Origin of the sequence: Enterococcus sp. AZ194 (assembly GCF_051713825.1) — a bacterium.
Lineage (GTDB): Bacteria > Bacillota > Bacilli > Lactobacillales > Enterococcaceae > Enterococcus_K.
This window is the reverse complement of sequence record NZ_JBIOQR010000001.1, coordinates 3122077-3141131: the sequence shown is the minus strand read 5'-3', so window position 1 is coordinate 3141131 and position 19055 is coordinate 3122077. Positions and strand designations below refer to the sequence as shown.

15 protein-coding genes are annotated in these 19055 nt (G+C 38.9%); 12 read left to right on the top strand and 3 right to left on the bottom strand.

Features of this window, described 5'->3' with window-relative positions:
* Window positions 1–1049 precede the first annotated feature (1049 nt).
* From IGI37_RS14700 to IGI37_RS14670, 7 genes are all read left to right on the top strand, one after another.
* On the top strand, window positions 1050–1874 hold the full coding sequence (locus tag IGI37_RS14700; RefSeq protein WP_438762815.1) for a phosphate acyltransferase: 825 nt from the start codon (window positions 1050–1052) through the stop codon (window positions 1872–1874).
* Window positions 1875–1916: 42 nt separating this feature from the next.
* Window positions 1917–2984, top strand: a complete 1068-nt coding sequence (gene buk / locus IGI37_RS14695) for a butyrate kinase (protein WP_438762814.1) — start codon at window positions 1917–1919, stop codon at window positions 2982–2984.
* 43 nt (window positions 2985–3027) lie between these two features.
* Window positions 3028–4440 carry a dihydrolipoyl dehydrogenase gene (gene lpdA / locus IGI37_RS14690; RefSeq protein WP_438762813.1) on the top strand — a complete coding sequence of 471 codons (1413 nt, stop codon included), beginning with the start codon at window positions 3028–3030 and terminating at the stop codon, window positions 4438–4440.
* Window positions 4441–4457: 17 nt separating this feature from the next.
* Window positions 4458–5444, top strand: a complete 987-nt coding sequence (locus IGI37_RS14685; protein WP_438762812.1) for a thiamine pyrophosphate-dependent dehydrogenase E1 component subunit alpha — start codon at window positions 4458–4460, stop codon at window positions 5442–5444.
* Between the two features lie 22 nt (window positions 5445–5466).
* Window positions 5467–6453 carry an alpha-ketoacid dehydrogenase subunit beta gene (locus tag IGI37_RS14680; RefSeq protein ID WP_438762811.1) on the top strand — a complete coding sequence of 329 codons (987 nt, stop codon included), beginning with the start codon at window positions 5467–5469 and terminating at the stop codon, window positions 6451–6453.
* Window positions 6454–6477: 24 nt separating this feature from the next.
* Window positions 6478–7809, top strand: a complete 1332-nt coding sequence (locus tag IGI37_RS14675; protein ID WP_438762810.1) for a dihydrolipoamide acetyltransferase family protein — start codon at window positions 6478–6480, stop codon at window positions 7807–7809.
* 249 nt (window positions 7810–8058) lie between these two features.
* A complete protein-coding gene (locus IGI37_RS14670) occupies window positions 8059–9111 on the top strand; it encodes a PTS sugar transporter subunit IIC (RefSeq protein WP_438762809.1) in 1053 nt (350 codons plus the stop codon).
* A gap of 18 nt (window positions 9112–9129) precedes the next feature.
* Here the strand turns inward: IGI37_RS14670 and IGI37_RS14665 are convergent, their stop codons facing one another.
* Complete coding sequence (locus IGI37_RS14665; RefSeq protein WP_438762808.1) at window positions 9130–10026, bottom strand: LysR family transcriptional regulator; 897 nt, start codon at window positions 10024–10026, stop codon at window positions 9130–9132.
* A gap of 186 nt (window positions 10027–10212) precedes the next feature.
* Here IGI37_RS14665 and IGI37_RS14660 point away from each other — a divergent pair, with 186 nt between their 5' ends.
* Complete coding sequence (locus IGI37_RS14660) at window positions 10213–11154, top strand: 2-dehydropantoate 2-reductase (RefSeq protein WP_438762807.1); 942 nt, start codon at window positions 10213–10215, stop codon at window positions 11152–11154.
* 180 nt (window positions 11155–11334) lie between these two features.
* On the opposite strand, the gene IGI37_RS14655 is transcribed toward IGI37_RS14660, so the two are convergent.
* Entirely contained in the window at window positions 11335–12279 is a 945-nt protein-coding gene (locus tag IGI37_RS14655; protein WP_438762806.1) for a hypothetical protein, read from the bottom strand.
* 118 nt (window positions 12280–12397) lie between these two features.
* On the opposite strand from IGI37_RS14655, the gene IGI37_RS14650 reads away from it, so the two are divergent.
* From IGI37_RS14650 to IGI37_RS14635, 4 genes are read left to right on the top strand one after another with little or no spacing between them, the layout of a single operon-like run.
* Window positions 12398–13810, top strand: a complete 1413-nt coding sequence (locus IGI37_RS14650; protein ID WP_438762805.1) for an FAD-dependent oxidoreductase — start codon at window positions 12398–12400, stop codon at window positions 13808–13810.
* 11 nt (window positions 13811–13821) lie between these two features.
* Entirely contained in the window at window positions 13822–15102 is a 1281-nt protein-coding gene (locus tag IGI37_RS14645) for a citrate transporter (RefSeq protein WP_438762804.1), read from the top strand.
* Window positions 15103–15123: 21 nt separating this feature from the next.
* The gene (locus IGI37_RS14640; protein WP_438762803.1) at window positions 15124–17256 is read left to right on the top strand and encodes a hydantoinase/oxoprolinase family protein; all 2133 of its coding nucleotides are present in this window, start codon (window positions 15124–15126) and stop codon (window positions 17254–17256) included.
* 12 nt (window positions 17257–17268) lie between these two features.
* On the top strand, window positions 17269–17895 hold the full coding sequence (locus IGI37_RS14635; RefSeq protein WP_438762802.1) for a hypothetical protein: 627 nt from the start codon (window positions 17269–17271) through the stop codon (window positions 17893–17895).
* Window positions 17896–17947: 52 nt separating this feature from the next.
* Here the strand turns inward: IGI37_RS14635 and IGI37_RS14630 are convergent, their stop codons facing one another.
* Window positions 17948–18802, bottom strand: a complete 855-nt coding sequence (locus tag IGI37_RS14630; protein ID WP_438762801.1) for a MurR/RpiR family transcriptional regulator — start codon at window positions 18800–18802, stop codon at window positions 17948–17950.
* Window positions 18803–19055 lie beyond the last annotated feature (253 nt).

The window sequence follows — 19055 nt, the reverse complement described above, 5'->3', positions numbered from 1 at the left end:
AGTATATATGGCTCAAAAGTCTGCGGACTTTTGGGTCTCTTTTTTTTGTCAGTCCCACTTTTTCAAGACCATTTAGTGGGATGATAGGCGTGAGGCGATAGTACAAAATGGTACATTTTGTCACCTTATAACTAGCCTTAGCTGTCAGTCCCACTTTTTCAAGACCATTTATGCCAGTTCTACTTATTCAGGCTACTAGTAGAATGGTAGACGTAGTGCGATACTGGAGGTTGGGACATAACTCAAAAAGTTATGCCCATGCTCCTATTTCCCGAATAAACGGTGGGCACAGAAGCAACTCCATCTTCACTCCGCCCCATCAATTTCTAAAGGTGCAACACCTTTAGAACTGATGGACTGCGTTCCGCTCTCAACAACTTCTACGCATGAGACATGCTAGAGTTGAAGGTTCGAAAAATAAGCTGAAATTGCTGTGAAACACTATTTACAAAGTAAATAGATGTAGAACAGTACCTACCTAGTCACAAAAATTTGAAGAACACCACGTAGGAATCAATCAACATCGAAAGAAAGTCTTTCGTGTTTCTTGTCATTTCCGTGAATTCCCTCTTATTGCTGTAAAACACAACGAAGTATGAGTTGATGTTGCACAGTACCTACTCGGTGCTGTAAAACACAACGAAGTATGAGTTGATGTTGCACAGTACCTACCCTGTTCTCGGAGTTAAACACTCCTGTCCCAGCCTCTTCCTACAAATAGCACTAGCAGGGATAATAAGCGTGAGGCGATAATGTGAATTGGCACAATTCACTACCTCTGTAAAATAGTAAACTGTGAAAAAATTCAGTAGAAACCTTTTCGTACGTTCGCTTAATTGGTGAAGGATGAATTTTCTGAAAATTTAGTCTTTTTCACAAGAGCGGTAGAAATGTCCAGATAAGATTTTAGAAGCCTTGTAAAGACGGGCTTTCTGAGGGGTATTAATGGAATTTATAGTAGTATAAAAAAAGACAAATTGTATACGCTTTCATATGAGTTGGTGATGGTGTACAGTAAAGATAACAAGAAGAATAAATGAGGTGAAAGCATGATTACTGTTTCTATTGCCGGTGGGTCTCGGCCGGAAATTTTAGAGTTGGTGAAACAAGCAAGAGAAAGATATGTAGAGCAACTGGCGTTTGTCGTGTTTGATACGGTGGAGAATATTGGAGATGATTCTTTGTGGACCTACTATTTATGTCAAAGCGATGTTGAGGTTGCAGAAAAAGCTGTTTCATATGTAGCAGAGGGTTCAGCACAGATTTTGCTGAAAGGAATTATCCAAACACATACCCTATTAAAAGAGTTAGTGAATGAGCGCTATGGTCTAAAGACCAAAAAAGTTTTGTCTCATGTGGCGATGGTGGAGCTTCCATCTAGCAAACAATCATTTTTACTCACAGATTGTGCGATGAATATCACGCCAACAAAGGAAACAATCTTGGCAATTGTCGAAAATGCCAAAGAAGTCGCACATAAAATTGGTCTTGTCTTACCAAAGATTGCTTTGTTAAGTGCGGCAGAAAATTTTAATCCAAAAATGCCTTCATCTGTTTTGGCAAAAGAAACAGCAGAACATTTTCAAGATATCGATGATGGACTGGTTTTTGGCCCACTCTCGTTTGATTTGGCTCTATCCAAAGAAGCGGTGGCTCATAAACGTTACGAAGGACCGATTATGGGTGATGCTGACGTCTTGGTGGTACCGACGATTGATACAGGAAATGCACTGTATAAAGCTTTGACCATTTTTGCTGGGGCCAAGGTTGGTGGAACAATTGTTGGCGCAAAGGTACCAGTGGTGTTGACTTCAAGAAGCGATTCGACACAAAGTAAGCTTCATTCATTAGAATTTGCAATGAAGCAGTTATAGAGGAGAAGCGTTGGTTAATTTTGTGAAAAGAGGAGAGAGAATATGGAAGCTATTTTAGTGATTAATCCTGGTTCGACATCCACAAAAGTGGCAATTTTTGCGGATCATCAGTTGATAGCTGAAGAAACCATTCGGCATCGTGTGGAGGAAATTTCCCAGTTTAAAAGCATTATTGATCAAACAGAGTTTCGCTATAAAATTGTTTTATCGTTTGTTGAGAAACAAAATTTGAAGGACAAATTAGTTGCTGTGGTTGGTCGTGGCGGTTTGTTAAAACCAATCTCAGGTGGGACCTATCAGATTAATGAAGAGATGTTAACTGATCTACGTGAAGAAAAATATAATACACATGCTTCGAATTTGGGGGCAATTTTGGCGAATGAATTTGCCAAGAGTTTGGGGATACCGGCCTATATTGTTGACCCTGTAGTAGTTGATGAAATGCAGCCTCTTGCTCGAATCTCAGGACTAAAGGGAATTAAAAGAAGAAGTGTTAGCCACGCACTAAACCAAAAAGCAGTAGCTAGAAAAATCACTAAAGATTTAGGAAAAACTTATGAAACGAGCACAGTTATCGTGGCTCATCTCGGTGGTGGGATTAGTGTCGGTGCGCATTTGAGGGGGAAGATGGTTGACGTGATTAATGGACTTGATGGAGAAGGGGCTTATACACCAGAACGAAGTGGTGGACTTCCGCTTGTCGATTTTTCAGACCGAGTAATTCAAGAACACTTATCGTTAGACGAGGTTAAAAAGTTGATTGCCGGCAATGCAGGTCTCAAGTCATATCTTGGAGAGACGGATATCCGGTTAATCGAGAAAAGGATGAATGGGGGAGAAAAAGACGCGGCCTATTATTTGAAAGGGATGTGTTATCAGGTTGGAAAAAGTATTGCAGAGCTTGCGGCAGTGCTAAAAGGTCAGGTGGATGCGATTATTTTGACAGGGGGGATTGTGTATTCGGAATTTGTCACAAACGAGATTAGTCAGTATGTTCGTTGGATTGCCCCAATCAAATTGTTTCCAGGTGAAATGGAGATGGAGGCGTTATATGAAGGTGCGTACCGTGTATTAAACGGAGAAGAGCCTGTAAAAGAATATCATTCTTGAACAGAGATAAGCAATAAAGTAATCACGTAAGGAGTGAAGGACGTTGGCAGAACAAACTGATTTACTTATTTTAGGTGGTGGAACAGGTGGTTATGTGGCAGCAATTAGAGCTGCACAAGGTGGGCTAAATGTAACTATCGTAGAAAAATATAAGCTAGGTGGGACTTGTTTACACAAAGGATGTATTCCCACAAAAGCCTTACTAAGAAGTGCAGAAGTCTTTGATACGATGAAAGCCGCTGAAAAATTTGGGATTGAACAAAAGAGCCAAGCGGTTGTAAATTTCAAAAAAATTCAAGAACGTAAACAAGCGGTTGTCAATCAATTGCACAAAGGAGTTGAAGGGTTGTGTAAAAAGAATAAGATTACCGTGTTAGAAGGAGAAGGTGCCGTCTTAGGGCCATCAATTTTTTCTCCAGTTTCTGGGACGGTGGCCGTAACATTTAATGACAAAAGCCGTGAGGATGAAATTATTGTACCTAAAAAGGTCATTATTGCGACAGGCTCTAGTCCGAGAACCTTACCTAATTTACCGTTGGATGAACAAACTATTTTGTCTTCAGATGGGATGTTAGAACTTGAAGAGTTGCCAGAATCAATTGTGATTGTGGGTGGCGGTGTGATTGGTGTTGAATGGGCTTCGTTACTTAACAGCTTAGGAGTGAAGGTCACGATTGTTGAATTTTTGGATCGTCTATTGATAAATGAGAGCGCTTATGTATCGCGTGAGTTAAAAAAAGTGTTTGAAAAAAAAGGGATCACGATTTTATTGAAGAGCAAAGTGGAGGCAGCAGAGTTAGTTGATGGGAAAATGGTTGTCACAATTGAAGGGAAAGAACCCGTGTCTGTTGATAAAGTCATGGTAGCGATTGGTCGCTCACCAAATGTTGAAGGCTTTGGCTTACAAAATACCTCAGTCAAGTATACAAAAAAAGGGATTGAAGTCAATGAGTTTTATCAAACGAGTGAAGGGCATATTTATGCGATTGGTGATTGTATTGATACCTTGCAGCTAGCTCATGTAGCGATGAAGGAAGGCGAATTAGCGGTGGCGCATTTGCTAAATGAAGACGTGCAGCCGTTAAATTACACTAATGTCCCTAGAGGTGTGTATACAAGTCCTGAAATCGCGAGCGTTGGTTATGTTAGAGAGAACGTGCCAAAAGATAAACGGGTCAAGATTGGTACCTTTAATTTTTCAGGAAATGGAAAGTCTCTCGTCTATGGAGAAAGTGAAGGGTTTGTTGAAGTGATTCGTGATCTTGAAGCGGATGACTTGTTAGGTGTCACAATTATTGGTCCCCATGCAACGGATTTGATTACTGAAGCAAGTACGGCGATTTCTATGGATGCAACACCTTTAGAAATTGGCGCAGCGATTCATCCTCATCCAACATTAACAGAAGCAGTCCAAGAAGCAGCGTTAGACACATATGGTAAAGCAATTCACAAATAATAGAAAGGTTGGTAACTATGAAAACATTAAAAAAATCAGGATTAAGCAAAGAAGAAGTGATTCAAGCTTATCGTGAAGTATTAAGAGGACGCAGACTTGATGAACGTTTGTGGCAGCTGACACGGATCGGGAAGACCTCATTTAATATTTCTGGTCAAGGGGCAGAAGTTGCTCAAGTAGCAATGGCAATGGCATTTGATCCAAAAAAGGATTATTTTTTACCTTACTACAGAGATATGACTGCTTGTTTGGTTTGGGGAATGACGTCAAAAGATATTCTCTTAGGTTCTTTTGGGAAAGAGGCAGATCCATCCTCTCATGGTCGTCAAATGCCTAATCACTATGGTTCAAAAGCTCATAATATTGTTTCTTTTTCTTCGACAGTTAGTACGCAGATGCCGTTAGCCACAGGGGTCGCTTATTCCGCTAAATTGGAGAAAGCTGATTTTATTGCTCTTACTACAACAGGTGAAGGTTCAGCTAATCAGGGTGAAGTTCAAGAAGCGATGAACTTTGCGGGTGTTAAAAAATTACCGATTATCTTTGTGGTAGAAAACAATGATTATGCAATTTCGGTACCAGCTAAAGAACAATATGCTAACGAAAAAATGTCAGATCGTGCACATGGATACGGGTTTGAAGGGATTACGGTAGATGGGAATGATTTTACTGAGGTTTATTTAACTTTTAAGCAGGCTGTTGAAGATGTCCGCAATGGAAATGGCCCTAAATTAATTGAGTTGATGGTCGCACGTTTAACCTCTCATTCCGCTGATGACGATCAAAACGTCTACCGTTCAAAAGAAGAAATTGAAGAAATGAAAAAGAATGATGCGCTAGGTGTTTTTGAAAAACAATTAATTGATGAAGGGTACCTTACTCGCGAAGAAATAAAAAAAATGGATCAAGAAATTCAAACAGAAGTAGATATGGCGACTGATGAAGCAGAAGCTATGCCAGATCCTGATGCAGCTTCACTATTAGAACAAGTCTACGCAGAATAATAGACAGAAAGGAATGAATAAAATGGCTGAGATGACATATTTAGAGGCAATAAATTTAGGGATTTCAGAAGAGATGGCACGTGATGAAAAGGTTGTTATTTTTGGAGAAGACGTAGGTGGCGAAAAAGGTGGTGTGTTTGGTGTCACAAAAGGTCTAGCAGCAAAATTTGGTGATGACCGCTGTTTTAATACACCTTTAACTGAAGGGTTGATTGCAGGGTTAACAACCGGATTGGGCTTGAGAGGTTATCGGGCGATTGGGGAGTTTCAATTTGCTGATTACATCTTACCTGCGACAAACCAAATTTTATCTGAAGCTAGAACCATGCGCTATCGAACGCAAGGGGATTGGACGGCACCGATTGTTTATAGAACTCCGTATGGTGGTGGTGTTCGTGGTGGTCTTTATCATTCACAATCGACGGAAAAGGTTTTCTTTGGACAACCCGGACTACGCGTGGTGACACCGTCAAATCCTTATGACGCAAAAGGCATGATTAAAGCAGCGATTCGATCAGACGATCCTGTGCTCTTTTACGAACATAAACGACTCTATCGTTTGTTAAAAGCAGAGGTACCAACAGATGACTATATTGTGCCAATTGATAAAGCTAATGTTGTTCGTGAAGGATCCGATATTACGGTGATTGGCTATGGCATGGTATTACAATATGCACTATCTGCAGCAGAAAAGCTTGCCAAAGAAGGGGTTGAAGCAGAGGTTGTGGATGTTCGCTCCTTGTACCCACTAGATAGAGAAACTTTAGTTAATGCAGCTAAAAAAACTGGGAAGGTGTTACTACTCACAGAAGACAATAAAGAAGGAAGTATTATTGGGGAAATCGCTGCGATGATTGCAGAAGATGCACTGTTCGATTTAGATGCACCGATTCAAAGGCTTGGTGGACCCAATGCGCCTAGTATGGCCTATGCGTTACCACTAGAAAGAGCATTTTTGGTCAATGAAGAACAGGTAACAACTGCGATGAGAGAATTAGCAGCCTATTAAATTTTTAACGAGGAGGAACAGACGATGGCAATAAAAGAAGTCCAAATGCCTAACTTAGGTGAAAGTGTGACAGAAGCTGCCGTATCTCAGTGGTTAGTGCAACCAGGCGATAAAGTCAAACGTTACAGTCCACTGATGGAGGTAGTTTCAGATAAAGTGACAACAGAAGTTCCCTCAGATTTTGACGGAACAGTCAAAGAATTATTGATTGATTTGGATACGGATGTACCAATTGGAACAGTTGTTATGACACTAGAAATTGAAGGGAAAGCAGATGAAGGTGCTGTGGAGACAGATGCCGCACAAGCTCAATCAGCTGGTCAATTGCCTACATCTGCAGCTGAGGCCTCCACCTCAAAAGAAACGAGTGGACCTGTTACTATTGCACAAGCCGCTAAACCAATCAAACAAGGCGAGAATGCCAGTCGTTATTCACCAGCCGTTTTAAAACTGGCACAGGAAAAAGGAGTTGATTTGGCTGAAGTAACAGGCACCGGGAATGCGGGTCGAATTACGCGTAAAGATGTCTTGAATTTCACACCAGGCACAGCTGTAAAAACAACAGGCCAACCAACAACGCCTGTTCAACCAGAGCCGGTTTCGCATACACCTGTATCGACTCCTGCGCCAACGCATGTTTCAACGGATACAAGAGAGACAGATACGCGGGTCCCAGCAGACGGCATACGCAAAGCGATTGCAAAAAAAATGGTTCAAAGTGCAACAGAGATTCCTCATGCTTGGATGATGGTAGAGGCTGATGTTTCGAACATTGTTTCTCTAAGAAATAAGCTTAAAGGAGAATTTAAAGAACAAGAAGGAATCTCGCTAAGTTTCTTCCCATTTTTTGCCAAAGCGGTCGTTCAAGCGCTGAAGAAAAATCCAAAAATTAACACCTCTTGGCAGGATGGGATGATCGTGTACCACAAGGATATCAACTTATCGATTGCGGTCACTACTGAGGATCATCTTTATGTGCCAGTGATTCATCAAGCGGATACTTACTCTTTAGCAGGCTTGGCAAAAGAAATTCAGCGTCTAGCTACTGAGGTTCGGACAGGTGCTTTAGCTAGTACAGACATGCAAGGTGGAACCTTCACAATCAATAATACAGGAAGTTTGGGTTCCGTTCAGTCCATGGGTATTATCAATTATCCGCAAGCGGCTATCTTACAAGTTGAATCAATTAATAAACGAGTGGTTCCAACCGCTGACGGGGGAATGAAAGTGGCAGATATGATTAACTTATGCTTATCAATTGATCATCGAATTTTGGATGGCCAACAAGGAGGCAAGTTCCTAAATGATATAAAAACGAATTTGGCACGTTTTTCAAATGAGTCAGATATTTATTAAAAATGATCTTCGAAGGTAAATAGACAGAGAGAACATCCGAAAGCGTACGGTTTTCCATCTATGAAGCGTGACTTTCGGATGCTTCTTGACTAGTCGTAGTCGTCGAATCATTTTTTATCAAAGAGAAACAAGTTATCAGAAAAGGATTTGTTTTAAGTGGAAAGAGGGCTTAAAAAAGAGGGATAAATTCACTGAGGTGAGTAGGGGGAGTTCCTTATCTCACACGAAATATGAAAAGGAGAATCTATTATGACAAACGATGCCACTCAAACAAAGATGACACCAAAGATTTTCTTCAATAAATTATTAGCAGGAACTGCGCAGGGGACTATTATCGCATTGATTCCGAATGCCGTTTTAGGGGCAATTCTGAAATATTTTTCTGAGAATACATTTGTTCAGATGATTATTAATGCAGGACTCATTTTCCAAGTAGCCACGCCTTTAATTATTGCCGCACTTATCGGAAAACAATTTGATTTTACACCTGCCAGAATGATGATTGTTGGTGGAGCCGCATTTGCCGGTTCCGGTGTGATTAAATACAATGCCGATGCAGGCGGATTTATCGCTGCAGGTACCGGAGATATTATCAATATCATGATTACGGCGGCAATCGCTGTTTTAATGATTCGTTTCATTAAAGATAAATTTGGTTCTGTTGAAATTATAGCGATGCCGATTGTCGTGGGTGTTGGTGCAGGTTTTATTGGGATGCTATTGTATCCATATGTGACGCAGATTACTGTGGCAATAGGAAACATGATTAACAACTTTACGAATTTTCAACCAATTATTATGAGTATTTTGATTGCTTGTTCGTTTGCAACATTAATTATTTCGCCAATTACGACTGTGGGAATCGGTCTAGCTATTCAGCTTGATGGGGTTTCAGCAGGAGCTGCGGCGATGGGCATTGCAGCAACAACAATTGTTTTGGTCATTCATTCATGGAAAGTCAATCAATCCGGTGTAACAATTGCTGTTGCATTGGGAGGGATGAAAATGATGATGCCTAACTTATTCAAGTATCCCATCATTTTGTTACCTTGTTTGTTCACGGCGATTATTTCAGCCATTCCGGTAGCATTATTTAATATCTCTGGGACACCACAATCAGCGGGCTTTGGTTTGGTCGGTCTGGTCGGTCCTCTTGCCTCTCTTGATGCGGGGTTGAATATTGCTTTGTTATTGTTATCTTGGTTTGCGATTCCAATTGCGGCAGGCTTAGTGGCTAAACTGTTATTTGAAAAAGTTTTAAAATTATATGACAGTAAGATTGTTTTTGCTTATCAAGGATAAACAGATAAACTTAGGCAACTAGTTATTCTTAATGATGTCAATAAAATCTTTAATATCTCGTGTCATATGGTAGTCATCTCTGAGTGCGATACCAATTGGAAAATAATCATATTTGTCTTTTAAAGGAACCCATTTGAGATGGTCACTTTTACCGACTTCGCGATATTCAATGGGTAGGATACAGATGGAGTCATTTCCATTCAAGCTGTGTAAAAGCACTTGCAAATCATCATTATGCAAAACAATATTTGGTTCATACCCGCATTCACTGGAGCGCTCGAGGAGTAGTCTACCAAGCATGAAGTTTTTTGTCAGAGAAGAAAACCGCTGTTCTTTTAATTCCCGGAAGGTTAGCTCCGTACGATTAGCTAACGGGTTAGACTCTGGTAAAACAACATGAACATGGTACCCACGAGTAGTGGTTTCAAGCGCCTCGAACGAAAGGGATTCCGGATAGAGATTTGGATAAGAGACCAGACCAATATCTAGTTCTTTTTGATGAAGCATTTTTTGGAGATAGGGCGAACCGTCTTGTTTGATAATCAAGTCAACATGCGGATGAGTACTCAAAAAATGAGTGATTTCGTTCATAAACTGAACGGCAAAAAGAGTCGTAATTCCGAGACGTATTTTTACTTTTGCAGGACTGGTTCGGTCACTCATTGCATGGATGTCGGCAACTAATTGGTCAAATTGTTGAACGAGTGGGACACCTTGCTCATACAAATGTAGCCCGGTATTTGTTAATTGATAAGGTTGTTTCACATGCGTAAAAAGTGTTGTATGTAACTCACCTTCTAATTTTTTGATGGCCAGTGAAAGTGTCGGTTGAGTAACAAATAGGTTTCGAGCTGCAGCGGAAAGATTGTGTGTGTTGACGACTTCAATAAAATATTTTAAGTGTTGAATGTTCATAATACTCACCTTTCAATCTGGATTATAAACCGGTTACATTTTGTGAATAAATTCCTTATCTGTACACAGTCATTCTATCATACACCTTGTTTTTTTGTCCGAATATATGGCTAGTTTTCTGAGGCTATTAACTGATTTTAATCGTGTAATTTTTCACTATCTATAAAAAATTGAGGAGTGAAACAAATGAAAATTATTATTGCAGGTGTCGGTGCTATGGGAAGTCGCTTTGCTCTAATGCTTCATCAAGCACAAAATGATGTCTTATTAGTGGACGGTTGGCAGGCACACATTGACGCCATTCGTAAAGATGGATTAAGAGCCAACTTTAACGGTGAAGAGATTTCTGCAAAAATGCCAATTTATCATCAAGAAGAAGTTAGCAAAGTTGATTTTTCTGCTGAGCTGGTGATTCTATTTACTAAGGTTATGCAGCTGGAAGGAATGCTTCAGGCAATCAAGCCTTTAGTTCATAAAGAAACGAAAGTATTGTGTTTATTAAATGGGATTGGGCATGAGGATATTATCAAAAAGTATGTACCGTTAGAGAATGTTTTGTTGGGAAATACGATGTGGACAGCAGGTTTGGAAGGACCTGGTAAGGCCAAATTATTTGGCAACGGATCGATTGACTTACAAAGCTTAGGGACAGAAGGAGAAAGTGCAGCTCGGCCAGTACTTGATGTCTTAAATGCGGCGAAACTCAATGCAAAATATTCAGAAAATATTCTGTCTTCTATCTACAAAAAAGCTTGCGTGAATGGGACAATGAATGGGCTATGTACGATATTGGATGCCAACATGGCCGACTTTGGTGAAACATCCGTTGCAGAACAAATTGTCGAAGCGATTGTTTCTGAGTTTTTTGCAGTTGCCAAAGCACAAAACATTGAGCTACATCATGATGAAGTCATGGCTCAGATCTATTCTTGCTATAACCGTGAGACAATTGGTTTGCATCACCCGTCCATGTATCAAGATTTGATTATTAATCACCGTTTGACAGAAATTGATTATATCAACGGTGCAATCGTCAGAAAAGGCCAACAATTTAATATCCCGACTCCGTATTGTTCCTTCTTAACGGAATTAGTGCACGCAAAAGAAGAGATTTTAGGAGCGAAATAAGTGAGCCCAACTCGAGCTGTTTAACACAGAGAGACCAAAGATACGATAAAAAGATGTGTACAATGAAATATTGAATACAAAAAAGATTCCGGCCATTCTCCTAGATAAGGAAAACGGCCGGAATCTTTTTTTGAAGCTTATAGTGAAAATCGAGGAAATTTATCGTAGACGAGGTAAGGTTCAATCTACAATTGAGAAAGTATAGGTCGTCTTTGAGGAGTAGGGGCGCTTCTTCGAAAGTTCAACTAACTCCAAATGATTGGCAGGATATTGCGTTTCAAATGTTATTCCTGAGAAAGCAGGTAAAAGTTGGTTATTTCTTGTGAAGGCAGGTTGTGGTGCATTAAAAGTAAAGATAACTGCGGCTGGAAGTGTGGTAGATATAGAAATTTTCCGGCCGGATTCTGGAGAGTAGAGACTCCCTACTTGTTTATCGTCAAATTGAAAGGTGGTATCTAAGCCACCATATTCTTCAAGATTTATTAAACTTTTCGGTTTTGAAAAATTCAAAAAATCTTCTTCGTCTAATAATTTTATGGAACGAATGAGTCTGTCTGTATTTTCTAGATAGATTTTTTGGCTGTTTATATACAGTTCATGATTTGTGACGGGTAACTGATTCTCACCATTCAGGTTAAAATAAACATGATTCGTTGGATTAAAAAAAGTTGATAAAGTAGAAGTCCCGAAGATTTCCATGGTTAATTTATTCCGTTTCCACAAGGTATATACTACTTGTATCTGTAGTGATCCTTCTGAATACCAAAAGGAAATCTGTTGTTTTTCTTCGGTGTAGCTTACTTCTTGTTCCCATAGCTGTTTATCAATACCATCTGTCCCACCGTGGAAATGAACTGGGGGTCGATTCTCTTCGAGCGCGTATCCGTTAGGTGAATAGCGTCCAGCAAGAGGCCCGACAATTGAACCAGCAAACGTTCGATTGTTTATCCACGAATCAAAATTTTCAGGAAACATTGTAATACTTTCAGGTTTATTGAATTTATTTGAAAAAATAATATTTTTAATTGATGCGCCAAGATTACAAAACTCTATCTCTAAATCTTTAGTGAATGCTAATATTGTGCAGTTTATACCGTTGTTTTTTGTTCTAGATTGATCGGTCATAGCTTACCTCCTCTACTTAGGATTGTACCTTTCTTGAATATTTTTTTCAACGTTATTGACAAAAAATGAAAAAATAGTATGATTACACTGTAAGCGTCAACAAGAAAGGAGTTTTGAGATGTTTCAATATTTGGAAACAGAGGAAATGTATGATGTAGTAGTGCTTGGTGGGGGAATGTCAGGAGTTTTTAGTGCAATTGCAGCAGGTAGAAATGGAGCTAAGACATTAATCATTGACCAAAATGGCTATTTTGGCGGAACATTAACTGCAAATGGTGTGGGTCCGATGATGACTTTTTTTGCAGGTGACAAGCAAGTGATTACGGGATTAGGTGAAGAAATGGTTGAGCGCTTAGTGGCGAGAAATTACTCGCCAGGCCATGTGTTAGACTCAACAAATTATATTTCTTATGTGACTCCTTTTTCTGCGGAAGGCTTGAAAATTATCTTGGATGAGATGGTTAATGAGGCGAATGTCGACACGCTTTTTCATTCATACTTAATTGATGTTGAAAAAAATGACTCTCAAATTAGTAGTATTTTTATTGCGAATAAGGATGGGCTTAGCCAAATCAAAAGTAAAGTGTTCATTGATGCAACTGGCGATGGTGATCTGGCCGTTATGTCTGATGTTCCTTTTCAATTGGGAAGAGAATCTGATAATGCAATGCAACCAATGACAATGAATCTTAAAGTTTACAACGTGGACACTGAAAAATTACGAAATATTGTTTTAGAAGACCCTAAGAAGTTTCCTCGTTTAAATAGAGATTTGGCGGTAATGAAGAATACTGAGATTCTTTCATTTATAGGCTTCGATGATGAGTTTAAGAAAGCCAAAAGCGAAGGAAGAATCAATATTCCTCGAGAAGATATTCTATTTTTTGAAACAAACGTACCAGGAGAGTTTATTTTAAATACCTCAAGAATCATAAATGAAAGCGGAGTTTCAGCACTGGGATTGACGAAGGCTGAAATGATTGGGAGAAAACAGTGTGAAGAGTTGTTCGAATTTTTAACAACATCTATCCCTGGTTTTGAACAAGCAAAAGTAGCCTATACCGGACCAAGTGTTGGGGTTCGAGGGACTAGGCAGATTAAAGGGATGTATACATTGACGAATGACGATGTTTTGGAAAACAAACACTTCAAGTCAACGATTGCACATTCTGGGTATCCAATAGACATTCATAATCCAAAAGGGGAAGGAACTTTATCTGTTCATTCCAGTAACAGTGAAGAAATTGATCATGAACAATTTGATAAATCAATTTTTAATAATTACTATCGAATTCCTTATGAAATAATGGTGACCAATGAAATGAGTAATCTAATTGTGACGGGTAGATGCGTCTCCGCCTCATTTGAAGCGCAAGCAGCTATTCGAACAACACCGACAATGACAGCACTAGGTCAAGCAGCCGGTACTGCTGCAGCAATGTCTGCAAAAAAACAAATTGATGTTAAATCAATTGATATAGATGTATTACAAGAAACATTAATTTCACAAGGAAGCTTTATTGAAAAGTAGGAGGAAAAAAGATGGAAACGATTCAATTAATAGGGATTTTATTGGTCTTTGTTGTGATGGTAGGGTTAATGATGACGAGAAAAGTACCAACAATTTTGGCACTTCCCGTCATGGCTATTGTTATCTCATTTATTGCAGGGATTCAGTTTATGTCGAGTAACCCAGAGCAATTTACGATTGTAAAAGATGTCTTAGAAGCGGGCTCTATGAAGATGTCTACTGCTTTATCAGGATTGATATTTGGTTCTTTATTTGGTAAAGTCCTTTCAAAAGTCGGTGTTACGGAAACTATTATTAAAAAAGCTGCAGAAATGGCTGGGGATAAAGCATTACCTATTGCACTTTCATTTTTAACTGTATGTTCAGTGATTTTTGCTGCAAGTAATGGGTTAGGTATGGTCATCTTAGTTGGAACTATCATTATTCCAATCATGATTTCAGCTGGATTGTCACCAATGGTTAGTGGCATTATTTTATTGTTAGCAAACGGAATTGGTGTGACGTTCTCTGTTTCAACATTAGCTGTTTATATTGATGTATTAGGCTTGAAACTAAGTGAAGTCACTTCTTATTCATGGATGGTCGGATTACCGTTGATTATCGTATCTATTATTATGGTTGTCTACTATATTCAATTTAGTGGAAAAAAACGCAAGGCTTGGGCAATGCCAAACAACCATCGCGGAAACGGGCATGTCAGAAGTATTGCTCTTATTTCTCCAATTGTTCCTGTGGTATTAGTATTTGCTTTTCAAGTACCTTTAGTGGCCTCAATTATTATTGGAATCATAGTGGCGCTATTGTTAAGTACACCTAGAAATCCAATTCATGTATTAAGTAGTGCTTTTGTTGAAGGGATTCAAGATGTAGCTGGAGCAGCTGGACTTATGATTGGGATTGGTATGTTGTTAACAGCCGTAATGTCGACAGAAGTCTCAAATATTTTACAACCTGCTATCTCATTGATGATTCCTCACAATCAATTAATGTTTGTCTTAGTATTTGGGTTGTTGTCGCCATTAGCCATTTATCGTGGTCCATTAAATGTTTGGGGATTAGGAAGTGGAATTATCTCACTACTTGTCGCTGGTGGAATGAACCCAATCGCTGCAATGGTTGCTTTACGATTAGACAGTAATGTCCAAGCGGTATGTGACCCAACAAACTCACATAATGTATGGATTTCAGATTTTACAAAAACAGACGTAAATGAAGTATTGAAGAAAACAATCATTTGGATCGCCGCATCAACATTCATTGGTTTAGTTGTATCTTCATTCTTCCTATACTAGGATTCAAGGGGGACGAATAGAATGGGAAAAAAAGTCAGAATTGGTATTGATGTAGGCGGTACGTTTACCGATGCAGTCGCCATAGATAACGAAACCTATGATGTAATCGCAAAATTAAAAATTCCAACAACCCATGAAGAAGGTGTAGCACGTGGGATTGTTAAGATTGTTCATCGTTTATTAGAGGAAAATAATATTTTAGCACAAGACGTCATCTTCATTGCACATGGTACAACTCAAGCGACAAATGCCTTGCTTGAAGGAGATGTTGCAAAAGTTGGGATTATTGGTATGGGCACAGGGATGGATGCGCGCACCGCAAAAAAAGAAACGAATATTGAAGCAATCGAGTTGGCACCAGGCAAGCATCTTCAATCTGAGCATAAATTTATTGACTCTGCCAAATTAACGAATGAGGAAATTGAACGAAGCATTCATGAGCTGGTAAATAAAGAGTGTCAAGTAATCGTTGCAAGTGAAGCTTATTCTGTTGACGATCCAGCCAATGAATTAGCGATTATCGAAGAAGCCAAAAAGAACAACTTGTTTGCGACAGGTGGACATGAAATTTCACAGCTTTATGGCTTGAAAATGCGAACTCGGACAGCTGTGGTGAATGCCTCTTTAATTCCAAAAATGATGCAAACTGCTGATATGACTGAAACCGCTGTATTGGATACGAATATTCAATCAGGTTTAATGATTATGCGTTGTGACGGTGGCGTCATGAGCATTAACGAAGTCCGACAAAGACCTATTCTAACGATGTTATCAGGGTTAGCTGCTGGGGTTGCTGGGGCTTTAATGTATGAAAAAGTCAGCGATGGAATCTTTTTTGAAGTCGGTGGGACGAGTGTCGATATTTCTGTTATAAAAAATGGGAAAGTGATGATTAAATACGCACAAGTTGGTGGACATAAGACGTATTTACGCTCATTAGATGTTCGGACACTGGCAGTTGCGGGAGGCAGTATGATCCGCGTTAAAGATAAGAAAATTATCGATGTCGGACCAAGAAGTGCGCATATTGCTGGGTTAGAGTATGAAGCATTTACTGAAAAAGAAAATTTGGAGAATTCTTCGGTTACGTTTGTTTCACCAAGAGAAGGAGATCCAAACGAGTATATTGTTATTCAAAGTGCTTTAGGGAAAGATTTTTCATACACACTTGCTGGGGCAGCGAACTTATTGGGGTATGTTCCAGAAGGAGATTATGCACAAGGAAACAAGGAAGCAAATCGGTTAGCATGGAATGTATTAGGTGACTATTTAGGAATGAGTGCAGAGGATGCAGCCAAAGAAGTGCTCCGCCTAGCGGTACAAAAGTTGGAACCTGTTATTGACGAACTGATAGATGAGTATGAAATGGATCGTAACTTTTTAACTTTAGTTGGTGGTGGTGGTTCAGGAGCGATTGTCGTTCCAGCTTTGGCCGAACATTTCGATTTTAAATGGAAGCTAGCGAAGAACGCGCCATACATCTCAACAATTGGTGTAGCACTTGCGATGGTTCGAGAGCAAATCGAACGATCAATTACTAACCCGAGTGATAGTGATATCAAAAAAATTCGTGCAGAGGTGATTGAACGAATTGTTCAATCAGGAGCCAACGAAGCAACGGTTGAAGTGAATATTGAGATTGACTCACAAAGAAATATTGTTCGAGCAGTAGCAACGGGTGCAACAGAGCTTCGCCAGAAAAATCTTGGGGCAAGTCAAGTGACCGAAGAACAACTGAAAGAAATCACTGCAGAAGCGATGGGATTAGAGGAATCAACTATTGAACTTGTTTCAACAGTTGGCCGTTGGAATCTACTTTCAGCGACAACAGTCGTGAAGAAATTTATTTTTAAGAAAAAACAAACGAATGTGTGTATTGTGGATAGAGAAGGTGTCGTTCGATTTAAACGGAGCCAAGCGTTTGATTTGAACTTTACGAAACAAGAGACTGAGTCGGCTTTCCTACCGTTTATTGATGAACATACCATTTACTCTGATGCAAATGCGACTATTCCAAAAGTGTTTTTATTTTACAAGGAAAAAATGTTAGACTTGACTGGGATGCAAACAATGGAACAGTTGTTGTCGATTATGGAAGTAGAGACAGAGATGCTTGACTCAAACGATGAGATTATTGCTATAGCTTATAAGTAAGTGAGGGATTGAATGGATTATTTTTCAGATGAATTTTTGGCATATTTAGAATTAAAACAAGACATGTTTTTTGATAAAATACCTGCAAATAAAGTTTCTTATTATATTCACAAAGGACTAGAGGCGGGGAGCAGTTATGCAGAAACCTACCGAGAGAGTACGATTGAAGAGCTTTATGCAATGAATGCAATCAGCATAAAGACAGAAGAACATGATGGTGAATTTTTTAAGGTCAAGTTACGTGCGCAATTTGAGACTGATTCTAAAGGGCATAATCAAGTTTATCTGTATAAAAAATCTATTCTTCCTTTGGCAAAAGCTAATGGTTTAAGCTATGAAGAGATGTCTAGAATTATTTTAGCGCACGAATTTTTTCACCATGTTGAATTTGGATTGGGAAAGACAATCGCAGAGAGCACGGATAAAGTGGTGAGTTTGCGCTTTCTTGGTGTTAAAAGACAAGTGAATATTCAACGAGTGAGTGAAATCGCAGCCAATGCCTTCACAAAAAAATTCTTGCAGCTTCCCCATTTACCTAACTATTACGATTATCAATATTTGATTCAGTCTGGTGAATTGTCGCAGAAAGAGTTAGAGGAAGAATACATTCGGCTTGAAAAAATCCTAACTTTAAAATGAATACTAAAAAACTCTTGCGTCAGACAGAAATGTCGTTGATGCAAGAGTTTTTTTACCATTCATAAATTGCTGAGTCTGCTGCTTGAAACGAATTAATAATCGTATCGCTGCTCATTTTTTTTTGCCGTAAGCCTTTGTTGTCTCTTAAAATGGTCGCGTAAATCATGTCGAAAATTAAAGAAATCATCACACTGTTTGTAAGAACTAAAGGATTGTCAGCCATTACATGATCAGGAGTCAAAAACTTAATATCGATTAGATCGTTAATTTTTGGGTTGTCATTACTGGCAATAAGAATGACTTTGACATCTTTTTTCTTAATATTCGATAAAAAAGGAATAAAGTCCTTGCTGATGACAGAAGGAACGACCGCAATCAAGAGAGAATCACTATTCATATTTTCAATCGCTAACTGAGCTTCAAGATTTTCTTTCAGGCTAGTAACATCTAGTCCAATTTGCTTCAATTTGAAAGCAAATTCATCACTGATAAAGGATGTATTGTAGACAGAATTTATAAAAATCTTTCTCGACAAGGTGATAAGTGACGCTGCATCATCAATATGTTGCGTATCTAAAAGAGCACATGTACTAGCAAGCATTTTTTTGTAGTCCGCAGTGATGTACTCCATAATATTTGACTCATCGATTTCTTCATTACTAATTTTGTCAAATTGAATGTTGCTTTGAGCCAAAGCAATTTTAAACTTATTGAATCCTTTATAACCAATCTTCTTACAGAAGCGATTGATACTTGCTTCAGAAGTGTTGATTTTTTTTGCTAATGTCGTAATCGTATTGGTGATGACAAAATCTGGATTATCCAAAACAAAACGACTGATTTCATATTCACTAGTTGTAAATGAGGATTCTAAAGTTTTGATTTTCAATAAGACTGCTGATTGCATTCACTCACCTCATTTCTATCTTCTGTTTGTATTATAGCAATAAATCTGACTGTTTTGAAGCTTGTTGTGTGGATTCGCTAATTATATCCACAGGTAAATTTTGATAGAGATAAGTTTTAACGAAAACGTGAGATCAGCGACTTCACTAAGTTCGATTTCCACATTCTTTGTTTGTTTTTCATTTGACTACCAACTGAGGGGATTCTATTAGAGTAAAAGAACGATTAAAAAGGTTGTGACCGAACTTATGAAG

Bases quoted from the DNA above. Each gene is read 5' to 3' on its own strand.
- IGI37_RS14700 (WP_438762815.1), top strand. From the start codon at position 1,050: ATGATTACTGTTTCTATTGCCGGTGGGTCTCGGCCGGAAATTTTAGAG.
- buk (WP_438762814.1), top strand. From the start codon at position 1,917: ATGGAAGCTATTTTAGTGATTAATCCTGGTTCGACATCCACAAAAGTG.
- IGI37_RS14685 (WP_438762812.1), top strand. From the start codon at position 4,458: ATGAAAACATTAAAAAAATCAGGATTAAGCAAAGAAGAAGTGATTCAA.
- IGI37_RS14680 (WP_438762811.1), top strand. From the start codon at position 5,467: ATGGCTGAGATGACATATTTAGAGGCAATAAATTTAGGGATTTCAGAA.
- IGI37_RS14675 (WP_438762810.1), top strand. From the start codon at position 6,478: ATGGCAATAAAAGAAGTCCAAATGCCTAACTTAGGTGAAAGTGTGACA.
- IGI37_RS14670 (WP_438762809.1), top strand. From the start codon at position 8,059: ATGACAAACGATGCCACTCAAACAAAGATGACACCAAAGATTTTCTTC.
- IGI37_RS14665 (WP_438762808.1), bottom strand. From the start codon at position 10,026: ATGAACATTCAACACTTAAAATATTTTATTGAAGTCGTCAACACACAC.
- IGI37_RS14660 (WP_438762807.1), top strand. From the start codon at position 10,213: ATGAAAATTATTATTGCAGGTGTCGGTGCTATGGGAAGTCGCTTTGCT.
- IGI37_RS14655 (WP_438762806.1), bottom strand. From the start codon at position 12,279: ATGACCGATCAATCTAGAACAAAAAACAACGGTATAAACTGCACAATA.
- IGI37_RS14650 (WP_438762805.1), top strand. From the start codon at position 12,398: ATGTTTCAATATTTGGAAACAGAGGAAATGTATGATGTAGTAGTGCTT.
- IGI37_RS14645 (WP_438762804.1), top strand. From the start codon at position 13,822: ATGGAAACGATTCAATTAATAGGGATTTTATTGGTCTTTGTTGTGATG.
- IGI37_RS14640 (WP_438762803.1), top strand. From the start codon at position 15,124: ATGGGAAAAAAAGTCAGAATTGGTATTGATGTAGGCGGTACGTTTACC.
- IGI37_RS14635 (WP_438762802.1), top strand. From the start codon at position 17,269: ATGGATTATTTTTCAGATGAATTTTTGGCATATTTAGAATTAAAACAA.
- IGI37_RS14630 (WP_438762801.1), bottom strand. From the start codon at position 18,802: ATGCAATCAGCAGTCTTATTGAAAATCAAAACTTTAGAATCCTCATTT.